Source organism: Pseudomonas sp. GM84 (assembly GCF_000282535.1).
In the GTDB taxonomy this organism is placed as follows: Bacteria; Pseudomonadota; Gammaproteobacteria; order Pseudomonadales; family Pseudomonadaceae; genus Aquipseudomonas.
In genome coordinates this window covers 1-16,802 of sequence record NZ_AKJC01000102.1, presented here as the reverse complement: position 1 = coordinate 16,802, position 16,802 = coordinate 1, and the positions used below count along the sequence as shown (strand labels likewise).

Genomic DNA, 16,802 nt, shown 5'->3' with positions numbered 1-16,802 from the left:
CGGCAGCTGCACCACCAGCCACAGCAGGCCCAGGCCAAGCCACAGGCCCCAGAACCGTGGGTGAAGGAAATAGGGACGAAAACGCGGGCGTTCCATTGAAGCTTCCGGTAGGACAAAGGCTGAGCATTCTACATCGGATCCGCGCCGGTTGCGGCCAACCGGTCTTATCGTTATAAGTCAGGGCACTTTTTTCGCAACTTGCCGTCTATGCAGACCATGAGCCCAAACCACACACCCGACACCGCCTCCGTGTTCCAGCTCAAGGGCAGCATGCTCGCCATCACTGTGCTGGAACTGGGGCGCAACGACCTGCAAGCCCTCGACCGCCAACTGGCGGCGAAAGTGGCCCAGGCACCGAACTTCTTCAGCAACACGCCACTGGTGCTGGCCCTGGACAAGTTGCCGGCCGACGAAGGCGCCATCGACCTGCCCGGGCTGATGCGCATCTGTCGCCACCACGGCCTGCGCACCCTGGCCATCCGCGCCAACCGCATCGAGGACATCGCCGCGGCGATCGCCATCGACCTGCCCGTGCTGCCGCCTTCCGGTGCCCGCGAGCGGCCGCTGGAGCCCGAGCCCGAGGTGAAGAAGCCCGAACCGGCCCCGGCCCCTGCGCCGCCTCCCGCTGCCGAGCCTGAAATCCGTCCTACCCGGATCATCACCTCGCCGGTGCGCGGCGGCCAGCAGATCTACGCCCAGGGCGGCGACCTGGTGGTCACAGGCTCCGTCAGCCCAGGCGCGGAACTTCTCGCCGATGGCAACATCCATGTGTACGGCGCCATGCGCGGCCGCGCCCTGGCCGGCATCAAAGGCAATACCAAGGCACGCATCTTCTGTCAGCAGATGACCGCCGAAATGGTCTCCATCGCTGGCCAGTACAAGGTCTGCGAAGACCTGCGCCGCGACCCGCTGTGGGGTTCCGGCGTGCAAGTCAGCCTGTCCGGTGACGTGTTGAACATCACCCGTCTTTAACGGATACTTGCCGTCATTTTTAGAGCAACTTTTTTACTCGTTGCCGTTTTTTTGCATTTTTGCTGGGACACGCGTCCCGACTTAATTTAGGGGTGAAACACCTTGGCCAAGATTCTCGTCGTTACTTCCGGCAAGGGGGGTGTGGGCAAGACCACCACCAGCGCCGCCATCGGCACCGGCCTCGCACTGCGCGGCCACAAGACAGTCATCGTCGACTTCGACGTGGGCCTGCGTAACCTCGACCTGATCATGGGTTGCGAACGTCGCGTGGTGTACGACTTCGTCAACGTGGTCAACGGTGAAGCCAATCTGCAACAGGCCCTGATCAAGGACAAGCGCCTCGAGAACCTGTTCGTGCTGGCCGCCAGCCAGACCCGCGACAAGGATGCGCTGACCCAGGAAGGCGTCGAAAAAGTACTGATGGAGCTGAAGGAAACCTTCGAATACGTCATTTGCGACTCGCCGGCCGGTATCGAGAAGGGCGCGCACCTGGCGATGTACTTCGCCGACGAAGCCATTGTCGTGACCAACCCGGAAGTATCGTCGGTACGTGACTCCGACCGCATGCTGGGCATTCTGTCGAGCAAGTCGCGCCGCTCCGAGAACGGCGAGGAGCCGATCAAGGAACACCTGCTGATCACCCGCTACCACCCCGAGCGCGTCGAAAAGGGCGAAATGCTCAGCATCGCCGACGTCGAAGAGATCCTGGCGATCAAGCTCAAGGGTGTGATTCCCGAGTCTCAGGCGGTTCTCAAGGCTTCCAACCAGGGCATTCCGGTCATCCTCGACGACCAGAGCGATGCTGGCCAGGCGTACAGCGACACCGTCGACCGCCTCCTGGGCAAAGAGAAACCCCTGCGTTTCATCGAAGTGCCGAAGCAAGGATTCTTCGCGCGCCTGTTTGGAGGCAAGTAAACCATGAACCTTTTTGACTTCTTTCGTGGCAGACAGAAACAGACCAGCGCGTCGGTGGCGAAAGAGCGTCTACAGATCATCGTGGCGCATGAGCGCGGCCAGCGCAGCGAGCCGGACTACCTGCCGGCCCTGCAGAAAGAACTGCTCGAAGTGATCCGCAAGTATGTGAACATCGGCAACGATGACGTGCACATCGAGCTGGAAAACCAGGGTAGCTGCTCGATTCTGGAACTGAACATCACCTTGCCTGATCGCTGATTCAGCGTTCTGGCTTTGATCATTGGGGCTGCAAGGCGGCCCCAATGGTTTTCCCCGATTTAACCGAGAACATGCAATGCCGCTGTCGAACGTGCAGATCCTCCATGAAGACGCCGCCATCCTGGTGGTCAACAAGCCGACCCTGCTGCTGTCGGTGCCAGGCCGTGCCGACGACAACAAGGACTGCCTGATCACCCGCCTGCAGGAAAACGGCTACCCCGACGCGCTGATCGTTCATCGCCTGGACTGGGAAACCTCCGGGATCATCCTGCTGGCCCGTGATGCCGACAGCCACCGCGAGCTGTCGCGCCAGTTCCACGATCGCGAGACCGAGAAGGCCTACACCGCCCTGTGCTGGGGCCAGCCGGCGCTGGACAGCGGCAGTATCGACCTGCCGCTGCGCTACGACCCGCCTACCAAGCCACGCCATGTGGTGGACCATGAGCTGGGCAAGCATGCCTTGACCTTCTGGCGCATCGTCGAGCGCTGTGGCGACCACTGCCGCGTCGAACTGACGCCCATCACCGGGCGCTCGCACCAGCTGCGCGTGCATATGCTGTCGATCGGGCATCCGCTGCTGGGCGACCGGCTGTATGCCAACCCTGAGGCGTTGGCGGCGCATGAACGGTTGTGCCTGCATGCTTCGATGCTGAGCTTTACCCACCCGGTTACCGGCGAGCGGTTGAAGTTCGAGTGTGCGGCACCGTTCTGAGTCTGTGTGTTGGCTGTCCTGGCCTCATCGCCGGCAAGCCGGCTCCCACAGACATGGAAAACCGTGGGGGATCTGTGGGAGCCGGCTTGCCGGCGATGGGGTCGACACAATTTGTGATCTATCTGCGTTAAACTCGCGCCACTGCTGTCTGGAGTGAGCTATGCGCGAAGCACTGAATACCGGCCTGATTGATTTTCTTAAGGCCTCCCCGACGCCCTTCCATGCCACCGCCAGCCTGGCCCAGCGCCTCGAGGCTGCCGGTTACCAGCGCCTGGATGAGCGTGACAGCTGGGCCACGGTGCCTGGCGGTCGCTACTACGTTACCCGCAACGATTCCTCGATCATCGCCATCAAGCTGGGCAAGCAAGCGCCCCTGCTGAACGGCATCCGCATGGTCGGCGCGCACACCGACAGCCCGTGCCTGCGGGTCAAGCCGCAGCCTGAGCTGCAGCGCCAGGGCTTCCTGCAACTGGGCGTGGAAGTCTACGGCGGCGCCCTGCTGGCACCGTGGTTCGACCGCGACCTGTCGCTGGCCGGGCGTGTCACCTTCCGCCGTGACGGCAAGGTGGAAAGCCAGCTGATCGACTTCAAGCTGCCGATCGCGGTCATTCCCAACCTGGCCATCCACCTCAACCGCACCGCCAACGAAGGCTGGCAGATCAATCCGCAGACCGAACTGCCGCCGATCCTTGCCCAGGTGGCCGGTGACGAGCGCATCGACTTCCGCGCCCTGCTCACCGAGCAGCTGGCCCGCGAGCACGACCTCAACGCCGATGTGGTGCTGGACTACGAACTGAGTTTCTACGACACCCAGGATGCCGCGCTGATCGGCCTGAACGGCGACTTCATCGCCGGTGCCCGCCTGGACAACCTGCTGTCGTGCTATGCCGGCCTGCAGGCGCTGCTGGCGGCCGACAGTGACGAAACCTGTGTGCTGGTGTGCAACGACCACGAGGAAGTGGGCAGCTGTTCGGCCTGTGGCGCCGACGGCCCGATGCTGGAACAGACCCTGCAGCGCCTGCTGCCGGAGGGCGACGCCTATGTGCGCACTATCCAGCGCTCGCTGATGGTCTCGGCCGACAACGCCCACGGCGTACACCCCAACTACGCCGACAAGCATGACGGCAACCACGGGCCCAAGCTCAACGCCGGGCCGGTGATCAAGGTCAACAACAACCAGCGTTACGCCACCAACAGCGAAACAGCGGGGTTCTTCCGCCACCTGTGCATGGCCGAAGAAGTGCCGGTGCAGAGCTTCGTGGTGCGCAGCGACATGGGTTGCGGTTCGACCATCGGCCCGATCACCGCCAGCCACCTGGGCGTGCGTACCGTGGATATCGGCCTGCCGACCTTTGCCATGCACTCGATTCGCGAGTTGTGTGGCAGCCAGGACCTGGCGCACCTGGTGAAGGTGTTGACGGCGTTCTATCGCAGCCGCGAATTGCCCTGAGATTGATGTTGTCAGTGCCGGCCTCTTCGCGGGACAAGCCCGCTCCCACAGGATCTGCGTCGGACCTGTGGGAGCGGGCTTGTCCCGCGAAAAGGCCGGCACAGGCACTACACCTGCCCAGGATCAATCCCCGCCCCCCTTCAACCCGCTATGCTTAACGCATGCCCCCATGCCATAAGGTTTGCTGTCCATGTCCCCGTTCTTGTCCCTGTTCATACCGGTGTTCCTGTTCCTGATGCTGCTGACCATCGGTTTCAGCATGCGCGAGCGCAATGTCGGCGTCTTCATGATGTGGATCGGCACACTGGGCATCTTCGGCCTGACCTGCTGGAAGATCCTGGAGAAACTCCCCACATAAACCTCTACACTCGGTCAATCGTTTGACCTGAGGTTGATTTCCCGGTGCCTGCCCTCCTGCGTTGCCTTGCCCTGCTGCTGTTTCTCTTCGTTTCCCCGGCCCAGGCGGCGGGCCTGCCCGGCCTGCTCGGCTCGAAAGCGCCAGCCCAGCCCGAGGCGACCGAGCCACTGGGCAAGTCGCTGGACGAGGTTATCAAGAACCTGGAGAACGACCAGCAACGCGCCAAGCTGCTGGCCGACCTGAAGAAGCTGCGCGATGCCACCAAGCAGTCGCAACCCGCCGCCGAACAGGGCGTACTGGGCCTGATCGGTGGTGCCTTGCACGACCTGGAGAAGCAGTTCAGCGGCGAGGCCAGCCCGTTCAACCGATGGGCGCTGGAAATCGACCAGGCCCAGACAGAACTGACCGAGCTGATGGTGCCCGTGCGCGAGTGGCCGGCGATACTGTTCGGCTTTGCCGCGATCATCGCCGTCTGGAGCCTGCTGGCCTATGCCTTCAACTGGATCGGCCACCGGGTGCGGGTGCGCTTCGGCTTGACCGAGGAGCTGCCCCAGCACCCACGCACCTGGGACCTGGTGCGCTTCGCCCTGCGCAAGCTCGGGCCGTGGCTGGTGGCGCTGGTGTTCACGGTGTACCTGAGCTTTGCCCTGCCCTCCTCGCTTGGCAAATCGATGGCCATGGTGCTGGCCTATGCACTGGTGGTAGGCACCTGCTTCTCGGCCATCTGCGTGATCGCCTTCTCCTTGCTCGACGGCCCGCATCGTCACCGTGCCCTGCATATCCTGCGTCACCAAGCCTTCCGCCCGCTGTGGCTGATCGGCAGCTTCGCCGCCTTTGGCGAAGCCATGAGCGACCCACGCCTGACCGTCGCCCTCGGCACGCACCTGGCGCATTCCCTGGCCACCCTTGCCAACATCATCGCCGCACTGTGCACGGGCCTGTTCATCCTGCGCTTCAGAAGGCCGATCGCTCACCTGATCCGCAACCAGCCCCTGGACCGTCGCCTGACCCGACGCACCCTGAGCGACACCATCGAACTGCTGGGCAGTTTCTGGTTCGTGCCGCCGCTGATTCTGGTGGCGATTTCGCTGATCGCCACGTTCGTTTCCGCCGGCGACACCAGCACCGCCTTGCGACAATCACTGATGTGCACGGTGCTGGTGGTGGTGAGCATGGTGCTCAACGGCCTGGTCCGTCGTCACGCCGCCAACCCCAAGCGCGCCAACAAGCGCCAGGCGGTCTACACCGAACGCCTGCGCAACTTCGCCTACGCCCTGCTGCACCTGGGCATCTGGCTGGTGTTCATCGAGCTGGGGCTGCGGGTGTGGGGCCTGTCGATGATCGGCTTCGCCGAGGGCGAAGGCCACGAAGTCAGCATGCGCCTGGCGGGGCTTGCCGGGACGTTGATCGCCGCCTGGCTGGTGTGGATCCTGGCCGACACGGCGGTGCACCACGCCCTGGTGCGTTCGCGCCGGGGTCTTGCCAACGCCCGCGCGCAAACCATGATGCCGCTGATTCGCAACGTGATGTTCGTGGCCATTTTCATCATCGCGGTGATCGTCGCCCTGGCCAACATGGGCATGAACGTCACGCCGTTGCTGGCCGGTGCCGGTGTGATCGGCCTGGCCATCGGTTTTGGTGCGCAGTCGCTGGTGGCCGACCTGATCACAGGGCTGTTCATCATCATCGAGGACTCGCTGGCCATCGATGACTACGTCGATGTCGGCGGCCACCTGGGCACGGTCGAAGGCCTGACCATCCGCACCGTGCGCCTGCGCGACATCGACGGCATCGTGCACACCATTCCGTTCAGCGAGATCAAGAGCATCAAGAACTACTCGCGCGAGTTCGGCTATGCGATCTTCCGCGTGGCGATCCCGCACAGCATGAACATCGACCAGGCCATCACGCTGATACGGGAAGTGGGGCAGAAACTGCGCAACGACCCGCTGATGCGCCGCAATATCTGGTCGCCGCTGGAGTTGCAGGGGGTGGAGAGCTTCGAGTCGGGGTCGGCCATCCTGCGCGCGCGCTTCAAGACGGCGCCGATCAAGCAGTGGGAAGTGTCGCGGGCGTTCAACCTGGCGCTGAAGCGCCAGCTCGACGAAGCAGGGTTGGACCTGGCGACGCCGCGGCTATCGGTGCAGGTGGTGACGGCTGGGGGTGGGGGGATGACGGAGTCCGGGTCCTCCCGTTAGGGCCTCATCGCCGGCAAGCCGGCTCCCACAGGTATCCCACAGGCACCCCACATTCCTTGTGGGAGCCGGCTTGCCGGCGATGGGGTTCACGCCCTATCCAGCCTGCGCGCGGATGCAGATCGCATCATGCCGCCAATACTCCAGGTCACAGTCGATCAGGTGCCCATGCTGGTCACTGTTGACCCGGGTGATATGCAGCCCAGGGCTGCCCGCAGACACCTTCAGCGCCGCCGCCGCGTCCACCGGCAAGGCGGTGGGCAAGATCTCGAAGCGCACCTGCCCATATTCGATGCCATACACCCGCCCATAGATCTCGGTCAGCGACTGCGCCAGCTCCTGTTCGAGAATGCCCGGGAAATACTGCGGGTTGAGGTAATGCTCGGCATACAGCACCGCCCGCCCATCGATCCGCCGCAATCGGCATATCCGCACCACGCTGGACAACGCCGGCAGGTGCAGGCGTGCGCAGATGGCCGCCGGGGCCGGCTGCAGGCGGGCCGACAACAGTTCGGTAGTAGGTTGCCGGCCTTGGTCCCGCACCATTGCATGAAAGTGGCTACGCTCGATCAGGTCGTAGGTCAGCCGTTGCGGCGCGACGAACCAGCCGCGCCGCTCCTCTCGGTAGATCAGGCCCTGGGCCTCCAGCTGCACCAATGCTTCGCGCAGGGTGATGCGCGTGGTGTCGAACACCTCGCTGAGCCTGCGTTCGGCGGGTAGCTTGCCGCCCGGCGCAAGCAAGCCGTGCTCGATCTGCTCCTGCAGGGCATGGCAGATGGCTGTTACCGCACGCGGTGGCGTCGACTGCATCAAGGGTTACCTATCTGGACTAGTCCAGCCCCACGACAGGGCCTCTGGAGAATAGTGCAAGCCTAGGCAGGGCTGATGAACATCCTGTGACAGAGGCTTCGGCCAAGCCACTGCCAGAAGCGCGCCAAGCCCGCAAATTCAAGGGTGCGAACTGGTCTACGCTGTACTTTCAGGTAACCGTGGCCAGCGCTCTAGGCCTCCCCCTACATCAAACTGTCACGCAAGCGGCCTACCTTGGCGCAAGGTTTGCTGACCTAGACCAACGGTTCCCAAACAACGATTTCATGCATCACACGATCGCTAAAGGCACTCACCCAAGGAGCTTCGGATGAAAAAGTTCTTCATGGCGTCACTGCTCGGCTCGGCTATCGCCCTGTGTACCTCGGCCATGGCCGCAGGCACCGACCTCAAGGCCCTGGAAGACGCCGCCCGCAAGGAAGGCGCAGTCAACAGCGTGGGCATGCCCGATGCCTGGGCCAACTGGAAAGGCACCTGGGAAGACCTGGCCAGCAAGTACGGCCTCAAGCACACCGACACCGACATGAGCTCGGCCCAGGAAATCGCCAAGTTCGACGCCGAGAAGGACAACGCCAGTGCCGACATCGGCGACGTCGGCGCAGCCTTCGGGCCGATCGCCGTGACCAAAGGCGTGAGCCAGCCCTACAAGCCGAGCACCTGGGACCAGGTGCCCACCTGGGCCAAGGACAAGGACGGCCACTGGGCACTGGCCTATACCGGCACCATCGCGTTCATCATCAACAAGGATCTGGTGAAGGAAGGCGAACGCCCTAAAACCTGGCACGACCTGGAAAAAGGCAAGTACAAGGTCGCCATCGGTGACGTCAGCACCGCTGCCCAGGCCGCCAACGGCGTGCTGGCTGCCGCCATTGCCTACAAAGGCGACGAGAGCAACATCGCCCCAGGCATGCAGCTGTTCACCAAGCTGGCGCAGCAAAAGCGCCTGTCGATGGCCAACCCGACCATCCAGACGCTGGAGAAGGGGGAAGTGGAAGTCGGCGTGGTGTGGGACTTCAACGGCCTGAGCTACCGTGAACAGATCGATCCCAAGCGCTTCGAGGTGCTGATCCCTTCCGACGGTTCGGTGATTTCCGGCTATACCACCATCATCAACAAGTACGCCAAGAACCCCAACGCGGCCAAGCTTGCGCGTGAGTACATCTTCAGCGATGCCGGGCAGATCAACCTGGCCAAGGGACATGCTCGCCCGATTCGCGCCGAGCACCTGACGTTGCCGGCCGATGTACAGGCCAAGCTGCTGCCCAACGAGCAGTACAAGGCCGCGCAGCCGATCAAGAATGCCGAGGTGTGGGAAGCGACTTCCAAGAAGCTGCCGCAGATGTGGCAGGAGCAAGTGATCATCGAGATGGAGTAAGGGCCTGGCTTTTCTAGTGCCTGAACCGGCCCTTTCGCGGGTCAAGCCCGCTCCCACAGGTACAGCACCGTGGCTAAATGTTGTGCTGTGCCCGTGGGAGCGGGCTTGCCCCGCGAAGGGGACGACGCGGTAATGACCGACACCCCAGCGGAGCAATCATGCAACACAACGTCATCCTGGTCCTGCTCGACGGCCTCAACCATCAGGTAGCCCACCACGCCATGGGCCACCTGCATGCCTATGTCGAAGCCGACCGCGCCGCGCTGTACCGTGTGGAATGCGAGCTGCCTTCACTGTCGCGCCCGCTGTACGAGTGCATCCTCACCGGCGTGCCGCCGATCGACAGCGGCATCGTGCACAACAACGTCAACCGCCTGTCCAACCAGCGCAGCGTGTTCCACTACGCCCGCGAGGCCAACCTGGGCACGGCAGCGGCGGCTTATCACTGGATGAGCGAGCTGTACAACCGCTCACCCTTCGACCCGTTGCGCGACCGCCACACCCACGCGCCGAAAATGCCGATCCAGCACGGCCTGTTCTACTGGGCCGACCACTACCCCGACTCGCACCTCTTGGCCGACGCCGAATACCTGCGCCGTCGCCACGCCCCGAACTTCCTGCTGGTGCACCCGATGAACATCGACGACGCCGGCCATCGCCACGGCCTGGACAGCAGCCAGTACCGCAACGCCGCGCGCACCGCCGACATTCTCCTGGCCGACTACCTGCCGCGCTGGCTCGAAGAGGGCTACCAGGTGCTGGTCACCGCCGACCACGGCATGAACAACGACCGCTCGCACAACGGCCTGCTGGCCGAGGAACGCGAAGTGCCGCTGTTCGTGTTCGGCGATGCCTTCAGCCTCGACCCTGTGGCCAAGCCGCTGCAGACCGAGTTGTGCGGCACGATCTGCGAACTGCTCGGCGCGGCCCACGACAAGACCGTGTGCCGGGAGCTGCTCAAGTGACTACAGCCAATAGCAGCAGTACCCGCGGCCGTTACCTGGCCCTGCTCTGCCTGCTGCCTTTCGCCGTGTTCTTCGTCATTTTCCAGATCGCCCCGCTGGCCTGGGTGGCGATCAACAGCGTGCAGTCGGACGCCGGTTGGGGCCTGCAAAACTTCACCAAGGTGTTCGCCTCGAAGTTCTACCTGCAGGCCCTGCAACGCAGCCTGGAGATCAGTTTCTGGTCGAGCCTGTTCGGCATCGTCATCGCCACCCTTGGCGCCTACTCGCTGCGCCAGGTGGATTCGCGCCTGCGCGACTTCGTCAGCGCCTTCGCCAACATGACCAGCAACTTCGCCGGCGTGCCGCTGGCCTTCGCCTTCATCATCCTGCTCGGCTTCAACGGCGCGCTGACCCTGCTGCTCAAGCAGGTCGGCCTGCTGGAAGACTTCAGCATCTATTCCAAGAGCGGGCTGATCCTGGTGTACACCTATTTCCAGATCCCGCTCGGCGTGCTGCTGCTCTACCCGGCCTTCGACGCCCTGCGCGAAGATTGGCGCGAGTCGGCCGCGCTGCTTGGCGCCAGCCACTGGCAATACTGGCGGCATATCGGCCTGCCGGTGCTGACCCCGGCACTGCTGGGCACCTTCGTCATCCTGCTGGCAAACGCCCTGGGCGCCTACGCCACGGTGTATGCGCTGACCACCGGCAATTTCAACGTGCTGCCCATCCGCATCGCCGGCCTGGTGGCCGGTGACATCACCCTCGACCCGAACCTGGCCAGCGCGCTGGCCATGGTGCTGGTGGGGTTGATGACGCTGGTTACCGTGGTGCACCAATGGCTGCTGAAGAGAAGCTACCATGCGCGCTGAGTCTTCCTATAAACCCCGCTCCGCAGCCCTGTACCACCGGCTGGTGGTTTACCTGCTGTTCCTGATCCTGCTGCTGCCGCTGGCTGGCACCCTGCTCTACTCGCTGGCTACCAGCTGGTCGGCCAGCCTGCTGCCCAGCGGCCTGACCCTGAAATGGTACCTGGCACTGTGGAGCGAGCCGCGATTTCTCGCGGCGTTCGGCCAGTCGCTGCTGGTGTGCGTCGGCGCCCTGGTGCTGTCGGTGGTGCTGATCCTGCCGCTGTTGTTCGTGGTGCACTACCACTTCCCTCGGCTCGACGCGCTGATGAACATCCTCATCCTGCTGCCGTTCGCGGTGCCGCCGGTGGTGTCGTCGGTTGGCTTGCTGCAGCTCTATGGCAGCGGGCCGATGGCCATGGTCGGCACGCCGTGGATCCTCATTGGCTGCTACTTCACCATCGCCCTGCCCTTCATGTACCGGGCCATCACCAACAACCTGCAGGCGATCAACCTGCGCGACCTGATGGACGCGGCCCAGTTGCTCGGTGCCAGCACCTGGCAGGCCGCGTTCCTGGTGGTGCTGCCGAACCTGCGCAAGGGCTTGATGGTGGCCCTGTTGCTGTCGTTCTCGTTCCTGTTCGGCGAGTTCGTGTTCGCCAACCTGCTGGTGGGCACCCGCTACGAGACCCTGCAGGTGTACCTGAACAACATGCGCAACAGCAGCGGCCACTTCAACAGCGCCCTGGTGATCTCGTACTTCGCCTTCGTGCTGGTGCTGACCTGGGTCGCCAACCGCTTGAACAAGGACAAGACCTGACATGAGCTTCGTCAGCGTACAGAAACTGCACAAAGGCTATGCCGGCATTCCGGTGTTCGAGAACATCGACTGCCAGATCGAACGCGGCGAGTTCGTCACCCTGCTCGGCCCGTCCGGCTGCGGCAAGTCCACCCTGCTGCGCTGCATCGCCGGGCTGACGCCGGTGGACGGCGGGCAGATCCTCCTCGATGGCCAGAACATCGTGCCACTGAGCCCGCAGAAGCGTGGCATCGGCATGGTGTTCCAGAGCTATGCGCTGTTCCCCAACATGACCGTTGAACAGAATGTCGCCTTCGGCCTGCGCATGCAGAAGGTCAAAGCCGAGGAGAGCCAGGTGCGCGTGCGCGAGGCCCTTGAGCTGGTCGAGCTGGGCAGTTTCGCCGGTCGCTACCCGCACCAGCTGTCTGGTGGCCAGTGCCAGCGCGTGGCCCTGGCCCGCTCGCTGGTTACCCGGCCCCGCCTGCTGCTGCTCGACGAGCCGCTGTCGGCGCTGGATGCACGTATTCGCAAGCACCTGCGCGAGCAGATCCGCGCCATCCAGCGCGAGCTGGGGCTGACCACCATTTTCGTCACCCACGACCAGGAAGAAGCGCTGATCCTGTCCGACCGCATCTTCCTGATGAACCAGGGCCGCATCGTCCAGAGCGGTGATGCCGAAACCCTCTACACCGCCCCCGTCGACCTGTTCGCCGCGGGCTTCATCGGCAACTACAACCTGCTCGACCCGGACAGCGCCAGCCGCCTGTTGCAGCGCCCGGTGGCCAGCCGCCTGGCGATCCGCCCGGAATCGATCACACTGGGCCGCAATGGCGAACTCGACGGCGAAGTCTGCAGCCACAGCCTGCTCGGCAACGTGATCCGCTACCGGGTACGGGTGCGCGACGTGGAGCTGGTGGTCGATGTGCTCAATCGCTCATCGGCCGACCTGCATGCGGACGGCCAGCGGGTATCCTTGTCGATCGACCCTACCGCGCTACGGGAAGTGGCCTAAGGAGATTCAACACATGGCACTGGCAATTTTCGATCTGGACGAAACCCTCATCCACGGTGACTGCGCGTCGCTGTGGAGCGAGCAGATGGCGCGGCTGGGCTGGGTCGACGGCAAGGAGTTCCTGCGCCGCGACCATGCGCTGATGGAGGCCTACGGCAAGGGGCACCTGCAGATGGAGGACTACATGGCCTTCAGCCTGGAGCCGATTGCCGGACGGACACTGGAAGAGGTCGAGCATCTGGTACAGCCGTGGGTCGAGGAGGTGATCGAGCCGATCATCTACGGCGATGCCTGCCGCTGTATCGCCGAGCACCGCAAGCGTGGTGACCGCATCCTGATCATTTCGGCCTCGGGTACCCACCTGGTCGGGCCGATCGCGGCGCGCCTGGGGGTGGACGAATACCTGGCGATCGAGCTGGAGGCGGTGAACGGGGTGTATACCGGCAAGACCCATGGGGTGCTGACCTACCGCGAAGGCAAGGTCACTCGGTTGCTGGAGTGGCTGGATCAGGAGCAGGAGAACCTGGAAGGGGCCAGTTTCTATTCGGATTCGCGCAATGACTTGCCGTTGTTGCTGAAAGTGGACTTCCCGCATGTGGTGAATCCGGATGCGGTGCTGCGCGAGCATGCCGAGATCAACGGGTGGCCGATTTTGAGCTGGTCCTGAAGTATTGCGTTGGCAGGTCTGGCCTTATCGCCGGCAAGCCGGCTCCTACAGGGTACCTGTGGGAGCCGGCTTGCCGGCGATAAGGCCTTCAGGGCTTACACCAGGCCAGGATCGATCACCATCACCAGCTTGCCCGACACCTGGTTGCTCTCAAGCTCGGCATACGCCGCCTGGGCAAACTCGACCGGGTAGGTATCGACCAGCTGCGGCGACAAACGCCCTTCGCTGAACAGCGGCCACACCTGCTGTTGCAGCTCGCGCAGCAACTCGGCCTTGAACCCGTCGTCACGGTTGCGCAACGTGGACCCTGTGATTTCCAGGCGCTTGCCCAGCACCTGCGCCAGGTCCAGTTCGACCTTGCGCCCACCCATCAGGCCAATGATGACCCAGCGGCCATCACGGGCCAGCAGCTTGAGGTTGAGCTGGCCATAGCTGGCACCCACCGGGTCGAGAATCACATCGAACGGGCCAAAGCCTTCGAGCGCGTCGAGATTCTCGTTACGCACCACGCCACCGGCCGCGCCCAGGTCCTGACAGTAGGCCAGGCGGTCCTGCGAGCCCACGCTGACATACACCGGGTTGCCAAAGGCCTTGCACAGCTGGATCGCCGCCGAGCCCACGCCACTGGCGCCGGCGTGCACCAGCACCTTCTCGCCCGCCTTCACCGCGCCCAACTGGAAAATGTTCAGCCACGCCGTGGCATACACCTCGGGCAATGCCGCCGCTTCCTGCAGGGTCAGGCCCTCGGGCACCGGCAGCACATGGCGGGCGTCCACCACCACTTCCTCGGCCATGGCGCCGCTGGCCAGCAGCGCACACACCCGATCACCCACGCGCCAGTCGGCGCCCGGTCCCACTTCCTCGATCACCCCGGCACACTCCAGGCCCATGAACGGGCTGGCGCCGGGGGGTGGCGGGTAAAGGCCCTTCATCTGCAGCAGATCGGCGCGGTTCAGCCCCGCAGCGGCCACCCGAATGCGTACCTGGCCGGCGTCACAGGCCGGGCGTTCGGCCTCGACCCAGGCCACATGTCCGTCTTCGCCTTGCAATGCTTTCACAGTGCCTCCATAGTTGATTCATGACTGAGCCTGGGGAACGCGTGCCCCAGGCTTTTTGCAGTATTTGTCCGGCTCCATGGAACCGGCAACGGAAAAGACGGCCTACTATGCGTGATCAATTGCCTACACGTCGAATCAGCATGAAGCATTTCCTCCCAAGCACCGCCCTGGCCCTGATGATCGGCCTGGGCAGCCTTACGCTCGGCGGCAATGCGGCGGCCGCCAACAAGTGGGACAGCCTGCAGCCGGACCGTGACGAGATCGTCGCCAGCCTCAACGTGGTGGAGCTGCTCAAGCGCCACCATTACAGCAAGCCGCCGCTCGATGACGCCCGCTCGGTGATCATCTACGACAGCTACATCAAGCTGCTCGACCCCGCGCGCAGCTACTTCACCGCGGCCGACATCGCCGAGTTCGACAAGTGGAAGACGCAGTTCGACGATTTCCTCAAGAGCGGCAATCTCGACCCTGGCTTCACCATCTACAAGCGCTACCTGGACCGCGTCAAGCAACGCCTGGACTTCGCCCTGGCCGAGCTGAACAAGGGCGTCGACAAGATCGACTTCACCACCAAGGAAACCTTGCTGATCGATCGCGAGGACGCGCCGTGGATGAAGAACCAGGCCGAACTCGACGACCTGTGGCGCAAGCGCGTGAAAGACGAAGTGCTGCGCCAGAAGATCGCGGGCAAAGAGCCCAAGCACATCCAGGAAACCTTGACCAAGCGCTACAAGAACCAGCTTGCGCGCCTGGACCAGACCCGTGCCGAGGATATCTTCCAGGCCTATATCAATACCTTCGCCCAGTCCTACGACCCGCACACCAACTACCTGTCGCCGGATAACGCCGAGAACTTCGACATCAACATGAGCCTGTCGCTCGAAGGCATCGGTGCGGTGCTGCAGAGCGACAACGACCAGGTCAAGATCGTGCGCCTGGTGCCGGCAGGCCCGGCGGCCAAGACCAAGCAGGTGGCCCCGGCCGACAAGATCATCGGCGTGGCCCAGGGCAACAAGGAAATGGTCGACGTGGTCGGCTGGCGCCTGGACGAAGTGGTCAAGCTGATCCGTGGCCCGAAAGGCTCGGTGGTACGCCTGGAGATCATCCCGGCGAGCAATGCGCCAAGCGACCAGACCAGCAAGATCGTTTCCATCACCCGTGAAGCAGTCAAGCTCGAAGAGCAGGCGGCGAAGAAGTCGGTGCTCAAGCTCAAGCAGGATGGCCGCGACTACAAGCTGGGCATCATCGAGATTCCGGCCTTCTACCTGGACTTCAAGGCCTACCGTGCCGGCGATCCTGAGTACAAGAGCACCACGCGCGACGTGAAGAAACTGCTCACCGAACTGCAGAAGGAAAAAGTCGACGGCGTGGTCATCGACCTGCGCAACAACGGCGGCGGTTCCCTGCAGGAAGCCACCGAGCTGACCAGCCTGTTCATCGAGAAGGGCCCGACCGTGCTGGTACGCAACAGCGACGGCCGTGTCGACGTGCTCGAAGACGAAAACCCCGGCGCCTTCTACAAAGGCCCGCTGGCGCTGCTGGTCAACCGCCTCTCGGCCTCGGCTTCGGAGATCTTCGCCGGTGCCATGCAGGATTACCACCGCGCGCTGATCATCGGTGGCCAGACCTTCGGCAAAGGCACCGTGCAGACCATCCAGCCGCTCAACCATGGTGAACTGAAGCTGACCCTGGCCAAGTTCTACCGGGTTTCCGGTCAGAGCACCCAGCACCAGGGCGTGCTGCCGGACATCGACTACCCGTCGATCATCGACACCAAGGAAATCGGCGAAAGCGCCCTGCCCGAAGCCATGCCATGGGACACCATCCGTCCGGTGGTCAAACCAGCCGCTGACCCGTTCAGGCCGTTCCTGGCGCAGCTCAAGGCGCAGCATGAAGCGCGCAGCGACAAGGATGCGGAGTTCACCTACATCCGTGACCGTCTGGCGTTGACCCAAAAGCTGATGAACGAGAAGACTGTCAGCCTCAATGAGCAGGAACGCCGTGCGCGTCACGACCAGATCGAGGCCAAGCAACTGGCGCTGGAGAACACCCGCCGCAAGGCCAAGGGTGAGGAACCGCTCAAGGAGCTGAAGAAAGAGGACGAAGACGCCTTGCCGACCGAGGATGAGAACACCAAACCGGAAGACGACGCCTACCTGGCGGAGACCGGTCGCATCCTTATCGACTACCTGAGTGCTAGCACCAAGGTGGCCAAGAAGTAAGGGTTCGTCGTGAAACGAAGGCCAGGCATGCAGATGCCTGGCTTTTTTTTGCGGGGCGGGAAGTGCTTGCCTTGGGTCTTGTAGCGCCGCGGACATCGAGCGCCGCCCGCGCGGCGCATCGCGAGCAAGCTCGCTCCTACATTTGTTGCAACGTGCCTATGTCTGATAGGGCATGGTTGTCAGCCTGGTTGG

Annotated in this window: 17 protein-coding genes; 14 read left to right on the top strand and 3 right to left on the bottom strand. The window is 63.4% G+C overall.

Annotation, left to right across the window (positions count from 1 at the left end; genetic code table 11):
* On the bottom strand, positions 1 to 96 hold a 96-nt coding region (locus PMI38_RS27075; protein ID WP_008092940.1), incomplete at its 3' end, for an LpxL/LpxP family acyltransferase.
* Between the two features lie 111 nt (positions 97 to 207).
* Here PMI38_RS27075 and minC point away from each other — a divergent pair.
* The 7 genes from minC (at position 208) to PMI38_RS08895 (ending at position 6,863) form a co-directional block, all read left to right on the top strand.
* A complete protein-coding gene (minC, locus tag PMI38_RS08920; protein WP_008092939.1) occupies positions 208 to 972 on the top strand; it encodes a septum site-determining protein MinC in 765 nt (254 codons plus the stop codon).
* Between the two features lie 102 nt (positions 973 to 1,074).
* Positions 1,075 to 1,887, top strand: coding sequence for a septum site-determining protein MinD (gene minD / locus PMI38_RS08915; protein ID WP_008092938.1), 813 nt, complete (start codon positions 1,075 to 1,077; stop codon positions 1,885 to 1,887).
* A 3-nt stretch (positions 1,888 to 1,890) separates the two neighbouring features.
* Positions 1,891 to 2,145, top strand: coding sequence for a cell division topological specificity factor MinE (gene minE, locus PMI38_RS08910; RefSeq protein ID WP_003252572.1), 255 nt, complete (start codon positions 1,891 to 1,893; stop codon positions 2,143 to 2,145).
* Between the two features lie 76 nt (positions 2,146 to 2,221).
* The gene (locus PMI38_RS08905; protein WP_008092923.1) at positions 2,222 to 2,857 is read left to right on the top strand and encodes an RluA family pseudouridine synthase; all 636 of its coding nucleotides are present in this window, start codon (positions 2,222 to 2,224) and stop codon (positions 2,855 to 2,857) included.
* A gap of 160 nt (positions 2,858 to 3,017) precedes the next feature.
* Positions 3,018 to 4,307, top strand: a complete 1,290-nt coding sequence (locus tag PMI38_RS08900) for a M18 family aminopeptidase (protein WP_008092921.1) — start codon at positions 3,018 to 3,020, stop codon at positions 4,305 to 4,307.
* Between the two features lie 190 nt (positions 4,308 to 4,497).
* Positions 4,498 to 4,665, top strand: a complete 168-nt coding sequence (locus PMI38_RS27275) for a hypothetical protein (RefSeq protein WP_008092919.1) — start codon at positions 4,498 to 4,500, stop codon at positions 4,663 to 4,665.
* A 44-nt stretch (positions 4,666 to 4,709) separates the two neighbouring features.
* A complete protein-coding gene (locus tag PMI38_RS08895; RefSeq protein WP_008092917.1) occupies positions 4,710 to 6,863 on the top strand; it encodes a mechanosensitive ion channel family protein in 2,154 nt (717 codons plus the stop codon).
* 93 nt (positions 6,864 to 6,956) lie between these two features.
* Here the strand turns inward: PMI38_RS08895 and PMI38_RS08890 are convergent, their stop codons facing one another.
* The gene (locus tag PMI38_RS08890) at positions 6,957 to 7,670 is read right to left on the bottom strand and encodes a UTRA domain-containing protein (protein ID WP_008092914.1); all 714 of its coding nucleotides are present in this window, start codon (positions 7,668 to 7,670) and stop codon (positions 6,957 to 6,959) included.
* Positions 7,671 to 7,998: 328 nt separating this feature from the next.
* Here PMI38_RS08890 and PMI38_RS08885 point away from each other — a divergent pair, with 328 nt between their 5' ends.
* From PMI38_RS08885 to PMI38_RS08860, 6 genes are all read left to right on the top strand, one after another.
* A complete protein-coding gene (locus tag PMI38_RS08885; protein ID WP_008092912.1) occupies positions 7,999 to 9,063 on the top strand; it encodes an ABC transporter substrate-binding protein in 1,065 nt (354 codons plus the stop codon).
* 158 nt (positions 9,064 to 9,221) lie between these two features.
* Positions 9,222 to 10,028, top strand: a complete 807-nt coding sequence (locus PMI38_RS08880) for an alkaline phosphatase family protein (protein ID WP_008092910.1) — start codon at positions 9,222 to 9,224, stop codon at positions 10,026 to 10,028.
* On the top strand, positions 10,025 to 10,876 hold the full coding sequence (locus PMI38_RS08875) for an ABC transporter permease (protein WP_008092908.1): 852 nt from the start codon (positions 10,025 to 10,027) through the stop codon (positions 10,874 to 10,876). The genes PMI38_RS08880 and PMI38_RS08875 overlap by 4 nt, the downstream gene beginning before the upstream one ends.
* Complete coding sequence (locus PMI38_RS08870; RefSeq protein ID WP_008092907.1) at positions 10,866 to 11,672, top strand: ABC transporter permease; 807 nt, start codon at positions 10,866 to 10,868, stop codon at positions 11,670 to 11,672. Before PMI38_RS08875 ends, PMI38_RS08870 begins: the two co-directional genes overlap by 11 nt.
* 1 nt (position 11,673) lies before the next feature.
* Positions 11,674 to 12,663 carry an ABC transporter ATP-binding protein gene (locus PMI38_RS08865; protein WP_008092906.1) on the top strand — a complete coding sequence of 330 codons (990 nt, stop codon included), beginning with the start codon at positions 11,674 to 11,676 and terminating at the stop codon, positions 12,661 to 12,663.
* Positions 12,664 to 12,676: 13 nt separating this feature from the next.
* Positions 12,677 to 13,330, top strand: a complete 654-nt coding sequence (locus PMI38_RS08860; RefSeq protein ID WP_008092904.1) for an HAD family hydrolase — start codon at positions 12,677 to 12,679, stop codon at positions 13,328 to 13,330.
* Between the two features lie 95 nt (positions 13,331 to 13,425).
* On the opposite strand, the gene PMI38_RS08855 is transcribed toward PMI38_RS08860, so the two are convergent.
* Positions 13,426 to 14,388: an NAD(P)H-quinone oxidoreductase gene (locus PMI38_RS08855; protein WP_008092903.1), complete on the bottom strand. Its 963-nt coding sequence runs from the start codon at positions 14,386 to 14,388 to the stop codon at positions 13,426 to 13,428.
* A gap of 140 nt (positions 14,389 to 14,528) precedes the next feature.
* Here PMI38_RS08855 and PMI38_RS08850 point away from each other — a divergent pair, with 140 nt between their 5' ends.
* A complete protein-coding gene (locus PMI38_RS08850) occupies positions 14,529 to 16,610 on the top strand; it encodes a carboxy terminal-processing peptidase (protein WP_008092901.1) in 2,082 nt (693 codons plus the stop codon).
* Positions 16,611 to 16,802: the final 192 nt, after the last annotated feature.

Bases quoted from the DNA above. Each gene is read 5' to 3' on its own strand.
- PMI38_RS08890 (WP_008092914.1), bottom strand. From the start codon at position 7,670: ATGCAGTCGACGCCACCGCGTGCGGTAACAGCCATCTGCCATGCCCTG.
- PMI38_RS08885 (WP_008092912.1), top strand. From the start codon at position 7,999: ATGAAAAAGTTCTTCATGGCGTCACTGCTCGGCTCGGCTATCGCCCTG.
- PMI38_RS08865 (WP_008092906.1), top strand. From the start codon at position 11,674: ATGAGCTTCGTCAGCGTACAGAAACTGCACAAAGGCTATGCCGGCATT.
- minE (WP_003252572.1), top strand. From the start codon at position 1,891: ATGAACCTTTTTGACTTCTTTCGTGGCAGACAGAAACAGACCAGCGCG.
- PMI38_RS27275 (WP_008092919.1), top strand. From the start codon at position 4,498: ATGTCCCCGTTCTTGTCCCTGTTCATACCGGTGTTCCTGTTCCTGATG.
- PMI38_RS08905 (WP_008092923.1), top strand. From the start codon at position 2,222: ATGCCGCTGTCGAACGTGCAGATCCTCCATGAAGACGCCGCCATCCTG.
- PMI38_RS08860 (WP_008092904.1), top strand. From the start codon at position 12,677: ATGGCACTGGCAATTTTCGATCTGGACGAAACCCTCATCCACGGTGAC.
- PMI38_RS08850 (WP_008092901.1), top strand. From the start codon at position 14,529: ATGAAGCATTTCCTCCCAAGCACCGCCCTGGCCCTGATGATCGGCCTG.
- PMI38_RS08880 (WP_008092910.1), top strand. From the start codon at position 9,222: ATGCAACACAACGTCATCCTGGTCCTGCTCGACGGCCTCAACCATCAG.
- minC (WP_008092939.1), top strand. From the start codon at position 208: ATGCAGACCATGAGCCCAAACCACACACCCGACACCGCCTCCGTGTTC.
- PMI38_RS08870 (WP_008092907.1), top strand. From the start codon at position 10,866: ATGCGCGCTGAGTCTTCCTATAAACCCCGCTCCGCAGCCCTGTACCAC.
- PMI38_RS08900 (WP_008092921.1), top strand. From the start codon at position 3,018: ATGCGCGAAGCACTGAATACCGGCCTGATTGATTTTCTTAAGGCCTCC.